The organism is Streptomyces sp. NBC_00038 (assembly GCF_026343635.1).
Classification (GTDB): domain Bacteria; phylum Actinomycetota; class Actinomycetes; order Streptomycetales; family Streptomycetaceae; genus Streptomyces.
Map to the genome: position 1 here is coordinate 445,763 of NZ_JAPELQ010000001.1, position 13,529 is coordinate 459,291.

The 13,529-nt window shown below is 71.8% G+C and carries 7 protein-coding genes; 4 read left to right on the forward strand and 3 right to left on the reverse strand.

Going from position 1 to position 13,529, the window contains the following annotated elements:
- Positions 1–13: 13 nt before the first annotated feature.
- From OG219_RS02130 to OG219_RS02140, 3 genes are all read right to left on the reverse strand, one after another.
- Positions 14–1,045, reverse strand: a complete 1,032-nt coding sequence (locus OG219_RS02130) for a hypothetical protein (RefSeq protein ID WP_266822240.1) — start codon at positions 1,043–1,045, stop codon at positions 14–16.
- 457 nt (positions 1,046–1,502) lie between these two features.
- The gene (locus OG219_RS02135; protein WP_266822242.1) at positions 1,503–1,877 is read right to left on the reverse strand and encodes a hypothetical protein; all 375 of its coding nucleotides are present in this window, start codon (positions 1,875–1,877) and stop codon (positions 1,503–1,505) included.
- 86 nt (positions 1,878–1,963) lie between these two features.
- A complete protein-coding gene (locus tag OG219_RS02140) occupies positions 1,964–2,860 on the reverse strand; it encodes a S1 family peptidase (protein WP_266822244.1) in 897 nt (298 codons plus the stop codon).
- A gap of 338 nt (positions 2,861–3,198) precedes the next feature.
- Between OG219_RS02140 and OG219_RS02145 the strand changes: the two genes are divergently transcribed.
- From OG219_RS02145 to OG219_RS02160, 4 genes are all read left to right on the forward strand, one after another.
- Positions 3,199–3,786, forward strand: coding sequence for an HXXEE domain-containing protein (locus OG219_RS02145; protein ID WP_266822246.1), 588 nt, complete (start codon positions 3,199–3,201; stop codon positions 3,784–3,786).
- A 64-nt stretch (positions 3,787–3,850) separates the two neighbouring features.
- Positions 3,851–4,639 (forward strand): SAM-dependent methyltransferase, encoded by a 789-nt coding sequence (locus OG219_RS02150; RefSeq protein WP_266822248.1) that lies wholly within the window; start codon positions 3,851–3,853, stop codon positions 4,637–4,639.
- Between the two features lie 166 nt (positions 4,640–4,805).
- Positions 4,806–12,860: a type I polyketide synthase gene (locus OG219_RS02155; protein WP_266822250.1), complete on the forward strand. Its 8,055-nt coding sequence runs from the start codon at positions 4,806–4,808 to the stop codon at positions 12,858–12,860.
- Positions 12,850–13,359 (forward strand): DinB family protein, encoded by a 510-nt coding sequence (locus tag OG219_RS02160; RefSeq protein WP_266822252.1) that lies wholly within the window; start codon positions 12,850–12,852, stop codon positions 13,357–13,359. The genes OG219_RS02155 and OG219_RS02160 overlap by 11 nt, the downstream gene beginning before the upstream one ends.
- The last annotated feature ends 170 nt before the right edge of the window (positions 13,360–13,529 follow it).

The following is a 13,529-nucleotide window of genomic DNA, read 5'->3' on the forward strand; positions in this document are numbered from 1 at the left end:
GCGGTGTGGCAGCTCAGCGGTCGGTGAGCTTTCCGCCGGTGACGACTTCGGTGCCGTCGACCGAGACGGTGCATCCGCGCATGGCGATGTCGAGGTGGGCGTACGACTCGCGGCCCAGCACCGGGTGAGGGCCGGTCGACCACAGGAAGTTGCCGGCGAAGGCGCGGGCGTCCATGCCCATCAGGTCGTCCTTGCCGTACATCGCCGTGGCGAACCAGTCGGCGGTGCGCATCAGACCCCAGCCCATGTCGGAGAGGCTGCGTGCCCACTGGTCCTGCGCGTCCTCGAAGAACGTCGACAGCAGCGTGGCCTCGGCGCCTCCCGACACCTTCTCGATGTGCCCGCCGACGATCTCCAGCGTGACGCGGTCGCGGACGTATTCCTTGAAGGGCAGCAGGATGTCGCCCTCCGCCAGCACGATCTGTCCGTCGGAGATCTCCGGCCAGCACAGCACCATCGTGCTCGGCCAGTGGTCCCAGCGGCCCGGATCGTCGGCGAACCCGCACTGGAACTCCGGCTTGGCGCCAGCGAGTTGCACGGTGAGGTCGGTTCCGGCATCGGAGGTGACCCGCATGACGGACGACCTCTTCAGCAGGTCGACACCCTCCTGGACCTCGGCCTTGTCGCCTTCCTTGGGGAGATTGCGGATGAGCACGTCCGGGGCGTCGCAGACGAAGATGATGCGGGTGCCCGCGCGCAGGATCTCCTGCTGGACCGGCGCGTGGATGAAGCCCTCGCGGGTCAGGTCGACGACCAGATCCGCGGACTTCAGCAGGTCCTGTGCGGTGGTGTCGTTGAGGACGGACACCAGGCCGGGACCGGCCCCGGTGTGGGTACTCGGCATCGGAGCGGGGCTGCCGCCGGGCACGGTCGCGGCGATGACATGCGCGCCGCACGCCTTGGCCGCGCCGAACGCGGCCTCCACGTAGTCGCCGCGGCTGCCGGGCTCGGAGAGCACGACGACATGCTCACCGCTGCGCACTTTGCACAGCCGCAGCTCACGGATGAAGGCATCGAGAAGATCGACAGACGAAAGATCGAACACGGGTTCCTCCAAGGACTCGCTCGTAGGTACCGGACACGGCCTTCGCACCAGCGCGGGCATGCCGCGGCCACGCTCAGGGCGCGTCGATATCGGGAGAGATTGAGGGAGCGGAGGCAGGGCGCACCCACCCCGCCGTACAGGCGTCGAGCTATGGATTCGGGACGGTGGGGGGCCGCCCGACAGAGATAATCCGAACACGTACGATCCCGCTTGGCAAGAGGCTGCGATCCGAGTTAACACGGACGTGCGGTGCCACGGAGGGGCCCACGAGCCGCGTGCACGGGGGGCTGACCTGGGCGTTCGCCTCCATTGGGGCCCGGCGTGTGCGGCGTCACGGGAGAATGTGCCGCCGGAGCGATCCGGGGCGGCTCAGTGCCGGCGTGTCCGGCCGCGCCTGCCATTCGGGAAACGTCGAACCCCGGCGCGAGATGGACGCACCGGGGTTCGACGGCAGGGTTCAGCGGGATGTGGGGAACAGCTGGAGCTTGGCCTTGCGGCCGGAGACCGACTTCACCCAGATCTTCAGGTTGTTGAACTGGACGGTGCCGCCCGGACTGGTACTGCCGCTGAGCCGTACTCCGCCCGTGGTGGTGGCCGACATCCGCACCGACCGGGAGCTGATGTACGTGATCTTCAACTTCCCGAACCCGAACTTGCGGCTGCTGACCTTGATGGTCTTGGGCGCCGACACGGTGGTCTTGCACCGCCCGTCGTAGCAGGGCCCGTTGGCGGCGGCAGACGCCACCGGCGTCATCAGGCCGAAGCCCAGTGTGCCCGCCATGGTCAACGTCACAGCAGTCGTCGCGGCTCGCCGGCGCATGCCCGTACTCATCATGGACCTCCTGATGCAAAGGGGGGATTCCCGCCCGGCATTTCTAATCCGCCGGTCCCGGGACCCCTCCCGAGGAGGCGCCTTCGTCAGTAGACGGACAGGCCGTAGGTGCTCAGGACTTCCTGGATCGGCTGGTAGTAGGTGGTCCCTCCCGTGGTGCAGTTCCCGGAGCCGCCGGAGAGGATGCCGATGACTTTGTCGCCTGCGTAGAGCGGGCCGCCGCTGTCGCCCGGTTCGGCGCAGATGTTGGTCCGGATCAACCCGTAGACGGTTCCGTCCGCGTAGTTGACGGTCGCGTTCAACGCGGTGACCACGCCGCATCGGACACCGGTGGTCGCTCCGCGACGGCAGACGCTCTGGCCGACGTAGGCGGTCGCGGTGCCGGTGATGTCGACGGTTCCGATGGTGCCCGGGTGTGGCACGGCCGTGTTGGAGTACCGGACGACACCGAAGTCGTTGCCGGGGAAGCTGGTGCCGGTGGTGGGGCCGATCATGGTGGACAGCGCGGGGCTGGTGTACCAGGTGGGCAGGCCGTCGGTGCAGTGGCCGGCGGTGACGAAGTAGTACGTGGAGCCGCTTTGCACGTTGACCCCCGCCGAGCAGCGCCAACCGGCTGCGTAGACGCCGTCGCCGCCCGACAGGAGGGTGCGCAGCCGGCCGTCGAGCCGTTCGAGGATCACGGCATCGGCGAAACGTCCGGCGGCACGGTGGAGTCGGGCCAGGTCCGCGTCCGCGACCGTGGAGTCGACGAGAACCCGCAGCTTCCCGGTGCGCTCGTCCACGGCCCAGGTCGTCCCGGCTATCCCCAGGGATTCGACGGCCGAGGCCACGCCGGACACCGAGGCGGCGGACGGTGCGGCGCCGGCCGTGGGCGCCGCGGCGGCGCTGGTGCCGGATCCCGCGAGGGCGGCCACGACGAGCAAGCTCAACACCGAGGCGACAAGCCGGGAACGTCTGATGGTGGTACCGCGTGTTGTGGTCACCCAAGTCTCCCCGAGGACGGTCGGTCGGGTTCGGAGCACGTCCGACTGGTCACCGGGCGTGCCGTGCTTCCGTGCCGTGGTGCTGGGGTGGTGCGTGTTGACGAAGGGCGCGTCGGTGCCCGGAAACCCTTCGGAGTACGTGATGGCGCGCGACTGCGGCGCGTCGCGGCCACAGTGTGCCCAGCGACGCCCGGTGGCAGCCGGCCAACGCCTCAGTGTGCCCGGCCGTGCTCGGTGGGGGTAGGCCGCCTCCGGCCTACCCCCACCGAGCACGGCCACCGCCTCACAGGAACGCTCACTCCCTGGACACATGGCCCGTGCTGACAGACTTCCCGTCCATGAGCGGACACAGGACAGGTGAGGGTGACGGAGGGGTCGGCACCGCCGTCACCTTGGGGCTGCTGGCTGCCTGGGTGGCGCATGACCTGGAGGAAGTGGTTACGGTGCCCGGCTGGGCCCGTGACCGGGTGCCGGAGTTGCGCGGGCGCTTTCCGAAGGTGCCGGAGCGGATATGGCAGCGGCTGGAATCCATCGACGGGCGCGAGTTCGCGACAGCCGTAGCGGGGATGGCCGTCGTGGTTGCCACCGCAGCCGCGGACGGACACCGCACCGGCGGACGATCGGACTTCTACCAGCGGGTTCTCAACGCATTCGGGCTGCACGCGCTGGTGCACGTGGCGCAGTCGGCAGTCGTCCGCGGATACACGCCGGGGGTGGCCACCTCGCCGTTGGTGGTCATCCCCTTCACGTGGTGGGCCCGCGGCCGGCTGCGGCGGGCCGGGGTGCTGCGCCCCGCACAGCCACGCGACGTGGTGGAGGCGCTCGTACTCGCCGCGGCAGCCACGGCCGGGACACACGCGATGGCGCGACGGATTCACCACCGGGGTCGGGCGACGTCCCGGTCAACTCCCTTTATGGGCCGGTGAAATGGTGTGCCAGACTACGATGATCGTAAGCATCGCTGAATCTCCTCGCGCGCCGGAGCCCGTCATGACGACCGACACACCCCGCCCTTCGCAGATCGACACCAGCAAGGCGCATCCCGCGAGAATCTACGACTGGCTTCTGGGCGGGAAGGACAACTACCCCGTCGACGAGGCAGTGGGAGAGAAGCTGCCGCCCGAAGCGCGTGATGCGGCCCGGCAGAACCGCCAGTTCATGCACCGGGCCGCTGCCTGGGCCGCCGCGCAGGGCATCGACCAGTTCCTCGACATCGGCACGGGCATCCCCACCGAGCCGAATCTGCACCAGATCGTCCAGCAGATCACGCCTGCCGCGAAGGTCGTCTACACGGACAACGACCCGATCGTGCTGCGGCATGCCCAGGCGCTGTTGATCAGCCGTCGGGAGGGGAAGACGGACTACATTGAGGCCGACGTACGGGAGCCCGACGCGATCCTCGAACGCGCCCGCGCCGTGCTGGACTTCGACCGCCCGATCACGCTGTCCCTGATCGCGCTGATGCACTTCATCCCCGACGAGCAGGACGCCCACGGCATCGTCCGCAACTTGGTCGCCACCCTGCCGTCGGGCAGCTGCCTCGTGCTGTCGCACGCCGCGTCCGATCTCTACCCGGAGCTGGCGGAGCGGGTCACCGCCGAGTACGCCAAGGGCGGCATCCGTCTCGGTTTCCGCACCCGCTCGGAGGTCGCCCGGTTCTTCGACGGACTGGAGCTTGTCGAGCCCGGTCTGGTGACCGCCCCCGAGTGGTTCACGACGCCCCCGGCGCCCGCGCCCGAGGGCAGCGGCATCTACGCCGCCGTCGCACGCATTCCCTGACGGGCCCACGCCGTGCTCAGTTCGAGCACGGCACCAGGTCGACGGGCGACAACCGCCACGACGTCTCGCACGTCAACACACCCACACCACACGAGCGCGGCGACTCTGAACGTGCGTTCGGCTGACATACGGTTGCCGTGACCGGCATGTGATCAATGGGGTGGGGATGACGGATTTCCAGGGCGAGTTGGTGCGTGCACTGCCCGGCACTTTGAGGGCGCACGCGGCTCGGCGGGGAAGCAAGACCGCCTACCAGGACGCCCGTCGCACCGTCACCTACGGGGAGCTGGAGGAACGTACCGGCCGACTGGCGGGGCACCTGGCGCGGCTCGGGGTACAGCGCGGGGACCGGGTCGCCATCCATCTCGGGAACCGGGTCGAGCTGGTGGAGGCGTGCCTCGGCGTGCTGCGAGCCGGGGCCATCGGCGTGTTGCTCAACCCCGGTGCGACGGACGAGGAGTTGGCGTACTTCCTCGGCGACAGCGGCGCGACCTGGGTCGTCACCGAGGTGTCCCAACTGTCGCGGGTTGCCCAACTGACGGTCGAGCAGCCCGAGTTGCGGGTGATCGCCGCCGGAGCGGACGCCTTGCACGAGGGCGAACCCGTCGGCGTACTCCTCTTCGAGGACCTGGCCGGGACGGATCCCGGCCTGCCGCCCCGGGACGACCTGGGCCTGGACGATCCGGCCTGGATCCTCTACACCTCGGGCACCACCGGGCCGAGCAAGGGCGTGGTCTCCACGCAGCGCTCCGCCCTGTGGTCGGTGGCGGCGGCCTACGTGCCCGCGTACGAGCTGCGCGAGGAGGACCGGCTGCTGTGGCCCCTGCCGATGTCCCACTGCTACGCGCACTCGCTGTGTCTGCTGGGAGTGGTCTCGGTCGGTGCCGGCGCCCGTCTCCTGGAGCGGGGTGCGAACCTCGCCCAGGCGCTGGCCGCGGAGGAGTTCACCGTGCTGGCCGGGGTGCCCGCCACCTACCGTCTGCTGCTCGACTCGCTGCGGGAGACCGCAGGTCCCGTGCCCTCCTCGCTGCGGGTGTGCGTCACCGCGGGCGCGCCCTGTCCCCCCGGACTGCGGGCGGAGGTGGAGGAGATACTGGCCGCTCCCCTGCTCGACGGCTACGGCTCCACGGAGACCTGCGGGAAGATCGCGGTCAGCCGGCTCGACGGACCCCGCGACGACGCCTCCAGTGGGCCTGTGCTGGCCGGGCTCAGGGTGCGGCTCACCGAACCGTCCACCGGTGCCGGGGTCGCCGACGGGGACGAGGGGGAGATCTGGGTGAGCGGACCCGGCCTGATGACCGGGTATCACAACCGCCCCGACGCCACCGCGGAGGCGTTCACCGACGGCTGGTACCGCACTGGTGATCTCGGCCGGTGGGTGGCGCACGGCCATCTCCGGGTCACCGGCAGGGTCAAGGAACTGATCATCCGGGGCGGTGAGAACGTCAACCCGACCGAGGTGGAGCAAGTGTTGCTCGCCCGCCCCGACGTCATCGACGCCGCCGTCATCGGCAAGCCGCACGATGTGCTCGGCGAGGTGCCGGTCGCCTTCGTCGTCCCCGGACCACAGGGGACCGACACGGCTCAACTGCTCGCCGACTGCCGCGAGCGGCTGTCCGGGTTCAAGGTGCCGGACGAGATCTACGAGACCGCTTCCCTCCCCCGCACGGCGTCGGGGAAGATCGTCCGGCCGGCGCTCGCCGAGCAGTTGGCGGAGCGCCTCGCCGCGGAGCAGCCGGCCGCCTCGGCCGCGCTGCGCGGCCGGCTCACGGCCGGGACCGATGCCGTACTGGACCTGGTGCTCGAAGCGACCGCGCGGACGGCCGGTCTGCCCGCGCACACGGTCGATCCCGGGCGGCCCTTCACCGCGCTCGGGCTCACCTCGCTCGGCGGTGTGCTGCTGCGTGACCGGCTGGGCGCGGCGACCGGTCTCGACCTGCCCGCCACCCTCGTGTTCGACCACCCGACGCCCGAAGCCGCGGCCGCGCTGGTGCGCGGCATGCTGCGGGGCGACAACCCTACGGGGCCCGCGCGCACGTCCGGCGGCGGGTCGCGCCGGCAGCCCGCGGAGCCGATCGCCGTCGTGGCCATGGCGTGCCGCTACCCGGGCGGCGTCCAGTCCCCGCAGGATCTCTGGCGGCTGCTCGCGGACGGCACGGACGCGACCTCGGACTTCCCCTCCGACCGGGGCTGGGACGTGGACGCCCTGCACGACCCCGATCCTGACCGGCCGGGCACCTCGGTCACCCGCAGGGGCGGCTTCCTGCATGGAGCGGCCGACTTCGACGCGGCCTTCTTCGGGATGTCGCCCCGCGAGGCGCTGGCCACCGATCCGCAGCAGCGGCTGTTGCTGGAGACCGGGTGGGAGCTGCTGGAACGGGCGGGCCTCAATCCGTCGGAGCTGCGCGGCAGTGACACCGGTGTCTTCGTCGGCGTGATGCACTCCGACTACGCGGGCCGTCTGCTGCACCGCGGCGGGCACGAGCTGGAAGCCCACCTCGCACTCGGTTCGACGCCCAGCGTGGCCTCCGGCCGGATCGCCTACACCCTGGGCCTGCGCGGGCCCGCGATCACGGTGGACACCGCGTGTTCGTCGTCGCTGGTGGCCATGCACACGGCGGCACGGTCCCTGCGCGAGGGCGAATGCTCCCTGGCCGTGGCCGGCGGGGTGACCGTCATGGCCACACCCGCGCCGTTCGTGGCGTTCAGCAGGCTGCGCGGGCTGGCTCCGGACGGCCGGTGCAAGCCCTTCTCCGCCGGGGCCGACGGCACCGCCTGGGGCGAGGGCGCCGGACTGGTCCTGCTGGAGCGGCTGTCCGACGCACGGCGCAACGGGCATCCGGTGCTGGCAGTGCTGCGCGGCTCGGCCGTCAACTCCGACGGCGCCTCCAACGGCCTGACCGCGCCCCACGGGCCCGCCCAGCAACGGGTGATCCACGCGGCGCTCGCCGACGCGGGCCTCTCCCCCGCGGACGTCGACGCGGTGGAGGCGCACGGCACGGGCACCGCACTCGGGGACCCGATCGAGGCGCAGGCGCTGATCGCCGCATACGGGCAGGACCGGCCCACCGAACGCCCGCTGTGGCTGGGCTCGTTGAAGTCCAACCTCGGGCACACCCAGGCCGCGGCCGGTGTCGGCGGCGTCATCAAGACCATCCTGGCGATGCAGCACGGCCTCCTTCCCCGCACCCTGCACGCCGACGAGCCCTCGCCGCAGGTGGACTGGTCCTCGGGCACCGTCCGGCTGCTGGCCCGGGAAGAGGAGTGGCGGCCCGAGCCGGGGCGTCCACGACGGGCAGCGGTGTCGGCCTTCGGAATCGGCGGGACCAACGCGCACATAATCCTGGAAGAGGCCGGCGCCGAAGCGGGCGCGGTCCCACCGTCCGGCCGGAGCCGAGCCCGCCGCCGCGCGGCGACGCCCCCGCTGCTCCTCTCCGCCGCAAGCCCGGCCGCCCTGCGGGCCCAGGCCGCGCAGACCGCGGCCGCGCTGCGCGAACGGCCCGAACTCGACCTTCTGGACGTCGCGTTCACCCACGCCACCGCCCGGGCCGCACTCCCCCACCGTGCTGCCGTCCCCACCGGCGACCGCAGCACGGCCCTGGACGCCCTGGACGACCTGGCCGTCTCCACTGCGCCGCACCCAGCGGTCTCCCCCGGTCGGCTGACCCTGCTGTTCACCGGCCAGGGCGCCCAACGGGTGGGCATGGGAGAGGAGTTGTGCGATGTCTTCCCGGTCTTCTCCGCTGCTGTCGACGCCCTGTGCGAGCGCTTCGACGCGCATCTGGAGCGCCCGTTGCGCCCGGTGCTCAGGGGAGCCGCCGACGGTGCGCTGCTGGATCGTACGGACTTCGCCCAGGCGGCCCTGTTCGTCTTCGAGACGGCCGCCTTCCGACTGCTCGAATCCTGGGGCGTACGACCGGACTTCCTGGCCGGGCACTCCGTAGGAGAGCTGGCCGCGGCCCACGCCGCGGGCATTCTCTCCGAACCGCACGCCGTCGAACTCGTTGCAGCGCGGGGACGGTTGATGCGGAATCTCCCCACGGGCGGCGCCATGGTGGCACTCGACGCCACCGAGGCGGAGGTCACGCGCGAGCTGACCGACGAAGTCGCGATCGCGGCCGTGAACGGCCCCCGCGCGGTGGTCGTCTCCGGCGCGGAGGAACCCGTCCTCGCGCTCGCGGAGCGATTCGCCCGGCGCGGGCGCCGCACTACCCGGTTGCGGGTCAGCCATGCCTTCCACTCCCCGCTGATGGAGCCGATGCTCGCCGAGTTCGGCCACATCGCGGGCGGGCTGACGTACGAGGCGCCTCGCATCCCGGTGGTGTCGGGGCTGACCGGACGCCCTGCCACCGGAGACCAACTGCGGTCGGCCGCGTACTGGGTACGGCATGCCCGCGAGGCCGTGCGGTTCGGGGACGCCGTGCACTGGCTGGCGCACGACGGGCAGGTCACGGCGTTCGCCGAGATCGGCCCGGACGCACACCTCACCGCCCAGGCCGCGACCGCGCTCGCCGAGACGGGCAAGGAACTCCTGTTCACCGCCGCCGCCCGGCGCGGTGACACCGAGCCCGAACCACACACGCTCTTCACCACGCTGGGCCGACTCCACGTCCACGGGCTGCCGGTGGACTGGGACCGGGTGTACGCGGACAGCGGCGCACAGCCGGCCGACCTGCCCACGTATCCCTTCCAACGCCGACGCCACTGGCTGCCCGACACCGCCGCCAACACCACTGCCGGCGCCGCAAACGCCTCCGGTCACCCGGTGCTGACGCAGACTCTCACCGTGCCCGGCACCGAGCGGCTGCTGTGCAGCGGCTGGCTCTCCGGCTCCGCCCAGCCCTGGCTGCGCGACCACGTCGTGGGCGGATACGCCCTCGTGCCCGGCGCCGCTTTCACCGACCTCGTGCTGTACGCGGGCGACGCGTGCGGCCTCGACGTACTGGAGGACCTCGCCCTCCTGGCCCCGCTACCCCTGCCCGCCACCGACGACGACCGGATCCAGATCCAAGTGGCCCTGGGAGAACCGGACAACGCCGGGCGCCGCACCGCGGACGTGCACTCCAGGCCGGAGGCCTCCGGTGCGCTCGGCCCCTGGACCCACCACGCAACCGGGCGGCTCGGCCCCGCCCTCCCGGGCGCCCTCGGTCATGCGGGCCTGCTCTCCGCGTGGCCTCCGGCGGACGCCGTACCGGTGGATCTCACAGGCGCCTACCAGCGTCTGGCCGCCGCCGGTCACGCGTACGGGCCGGCGTTCCAGGGCGTCACCGCCCTGTGGCGGCGCGGCGAGGAACTGTTCGCCGAGATCGGCCCGGTGCCGGGCACGGACACCCGGCAGTGGGCCCTCCACCCGGCGCTGCTCGACGCCGCCCTGCACGCCGGACTGCTCGCCGAGCCGCCCGCCGGACCGGCCCGGATGCCGTTCGCCTGGCAGGGCATGACCGTGTACGCCACCGGGGCCACGGCACTGCGCGTACGCATCACGACAGTGGGCTCGGACAGCATCGCCCTCGACCTCGCCACCCCCTCCGGCGTGCCCGTGGCCCGGGTGGAGTCGCTCACCACACGTCCCGTCCCGCACGCGGGAGGCACCCCGGCGGCCGGAGAGCTGTACCGGCTGCGCTGGACCGGCGTTCCGGCCGCCGGTGAGGGAGCCGCCCTTGCGGTGACGGACGTTGACGATCTGGGGCTGGCCGAGATACTCCCGCCCGCGGGTCCCGCGGAGACGTTCATCGCCTCGCTGACCGAACCCGCCGACCCCGCCGACCAGGGCACCGACCCGGCCGCCGCTTCACTCGCGCTGGCCGTGCGCGCCCTGGATCTGCTGCAGACGCATCTCGCCGGTTCCGGACGGCTGGTCGTGGTGACGCGCGATGCGGCGGCCGAGGATCCGGACCTGCCCGCCGCCACGGTCTGGGGGCTGCTGCGGGCCGCGCAGGCGGAGTACCCCGGACGCCTCACCCTCGTCGACGTGGACGGCCGGCCCGATTCACTGCGGCTGCTTCCGGCCGCCGTCGCCACGGGCGAACCCCAACTGTCCATCCGTGAGGGCTCCCTGACCGTCCCCCGGCTCACCGCCCGACCCGGGCCGACACGCGAACGCTCCCTCGGCCGGGGCACCGTCCTGATCACCGGCGGCACCGGGTCCCTGGGCGCGCTGCTGGCCCGGCATCTCGTCGCCAGGCACGGGGTCCGGCATCTCGTGCTCGCCGGCAGGCGCGGACCGGACGCGCCGGGCGCGCAGGTGCTGCGGGCCGACCTCGAGCGGGCGGGCGCACAGGTGGACCTGGTGGCCTGCGACACCGCCGAGCAGAGCCAACTGGCCGCCGTCATCAAGGAGTTCGGGCCCGGCCTCACCGCCGTGGTGCACGCGGCCGGCGTCCTGGACGACGGCGTACTGGAAGCGATGACACCGCAGCGGCTCGCGTCGGTCCTGCGGCCGAAGGCCCACGCGGCCTGGCATCTCCACGAGCTGACGAAGGAGTTGCCCCTGTCGCACTTCGTGCTGTTCTCCTCGGCCGCCGGCCTGCTGGGAAACCCCGGCCAGTCCAACTACGCGGCAGCGAACTCCTTCCTGGACGCGCTCGCCCGCCACCGCGCCGCACACGGCCTGCCCGCACTGTCACTGACCTGGGGCCCGTGGGCGGACGAGGAAGGGATGGCGGCCCGAACCGGCCACGTCCACGGCGGCGCGGTACGTGCGCTCTCCCCACAGCAGGGGCTGGCGCTGTTCGACGCCGCGCTCGGCTTCGGCGAATCGGTCCTCGCACCGCTGCCACTGGACCACTCGGCGGGCGCACTCGCCAACGGGGCACCCATAGCGCCGCCCCTGCGCGGACTGCTGCGCGCGGCGCGGCCGACTGCCTCGCCCGGAGCAACGACAGGCGGAGGGCCCGACGGCACCGCCGGAGCCTGGCGGGAACGGCTGGCGGCGCTGCCCGAGCCCGAACGCAGGCCCGCCCTGCTGGAGTTGATCCGCGCCGAGGTCGCCGCCGTGCTCGGACACACGCAAGCTGACGCTGTCGACCGGGACTTCTCCGAACTGGGCCTCGACTCGCTGATGAGCGTGCTGCTCCGCAACCGGCTGAACCTGCTGACCGGACTGACGCTGGCGGCCACCGTCGCCTACGACCGGCCGAGCGCGGAGGAGCTCACGGATCACATGTACGCGCAGCTGAACGGCGTACTGCCCGACGAGGCGGCCACCGCACCAGACCAAGGCGAAGGCGGGGACGAGGCCGCTCCGGATCGTGCACACGCCCGTCCCGCGGACACCCTCCCGTCCGCTTCCTCGCACACGGCCCGGCCTGTCCCGCCAGAGGCTCGCAGTGCGCGCCCCCGCCGCGCCGGGCAGTCCCTGCCGACCCTGTACCGAAAGGTCTGCGAGACGGGCGACACAGTCTCGGCCATGCACCTGCTGGTGACCGCATCACTCGGCGCGCCCTCCTTCGGCCGCGACGACATCGCCCGGCACACGATGCCGCCCCTGCGGCTGGCCACGGGCACGGGCGCCACGGCACTGGTGTGCGTGCCGGGCTTCGCCACCAACCTCGGCCGGCCCTGGCACGCGGGGCTCGCTCCCTGCTTCGACGGTGAGCGTGACGTCTTCGAGCTCCAGCACCCCGGCGTCGACCACGGCCACGCCGTGCCGCAGGACCTGGAAACACTGGCCGAGTTGCATGCCGCGACCGTGCAACGCCACCTAGGCGACCGCCCGTTCGTCGTTGTGGGCCACTCGATGGGCGGTACGGCCGCACACGCGGTCACCGCCCAACTGGCCGCCAGCGGCACTCCCCCGGCCGGGCTCGTCCTGCTCGACTCCTACCACATCACCCCCGACCGGGAAGCCGAGCCGTGGCTGCTCGCCCTGCCCGCCCGGATCCCCCTGACCGCAGGCGAACGGTTCGACACCGCCGTCGACGACCTGACGCTGCTGTCCCTGGGCGCCTACACCCGCATGTTCCGCGGCTGGCAGCCGAACCCGACCGACGTCCCCACCCTGCACGTACGCGCCACACAACCCCTGCCGCACATGCCGGACCAATGGCAGTCGTCCTGGCCCGGCCCCCACCACACGGCCGACACCCCCGGCAGTCATCTGAGCATGCTCGAAGAACACGCCCCGACAACCGCCCAGGTGATCCGCGACTGGATCGAAACACCCCGCCCCACAATCACCGACATGCAGGCACGGATGAGGAGTACAGCCAGTGACCAGTGACGATCGAATCGGACCGCCCAGTTTTGGAAGCGAACGCGACATGCTGCGGGCATTCCTCGACTACCACCGCGCCACCCTCGCCATGAAGTGCGAAGGGCTCTCCGACGAGGAACTGCGGCAGCAGTCGATGCCTCCGTCCACGCTTTCGCTGCTCGGTCTGGTGCGGCACATGGCAGAGGTGGAGCGTGCCTGGTTCCGTCGAGTGTTCGAGGACAACGACGCGCCCATGGTCTGGTCCGACAAGATCGACTTCCAGGCGGCGTACGACGCGAGCACCTCGACCAGGGACGAAGCGTTCACGGCCTGGGAGTCCGAGGTGGAGAACTCGCGCCGTATCGAGCGGGAGGCGAAGTCCCTGGACCTGGCCGGGTATCAGCCGAGGTGGGGCGAAGAGGTATCGCTGCGGATGGTGATGGTGCACGTGCTCCTGGAGTACGGCCGCCACAACGGGCACGCGGACTTTCTGCGTGAGGGGGTCGACGGGGTCGTGGGCGCCTGAACACTGGAGATGACCTCCCCGGTTTCTGACGCGCCGTGACGCGCGCGGTCGTCTCCGCCGGCGGGGGTTGACCGCGTACGGCGTGTCCTGGGGTCTCGCCGTGGTCGTTCAGGTCCTGGCGCCTCGGGCACTGCGGCCGTGCGCTGGGCACGGGGGTCCGCAACCGGGAT

Excerpts from the sequence above, each read along its gene's own strand:
- OG219_RS02155 (WP_266822250.1), top strand. The coding sequence starts at position 4,806 with ATGACGGATTTCCAGGGCGAGTTGGTGCGTGCACTGCCCGGCACTTTG.
- OG219_RS02150 (WP_266822248.1), top strand. The coding sequence starts at position 3,851 with ATGACGACCGACACACCCCGCCCTTCGCAGATCGACACCAGCAAGGCG.
- OG219_RS02145 (WP_266822246.1), top strand. The coding sequence starts at position 3,199 with ATGAGCGGACACAGGACAGGTGAGGGTGACGGAGGGGTCGGCACCGCC.
- OG219_RS02135 (WP_266822242.1), bottom strand. The coding sequence starts at position 1,877 with ATGAGTACGGGCATGCGCCGGCGAGCCGCGACGACTGCTGTGACGTTG.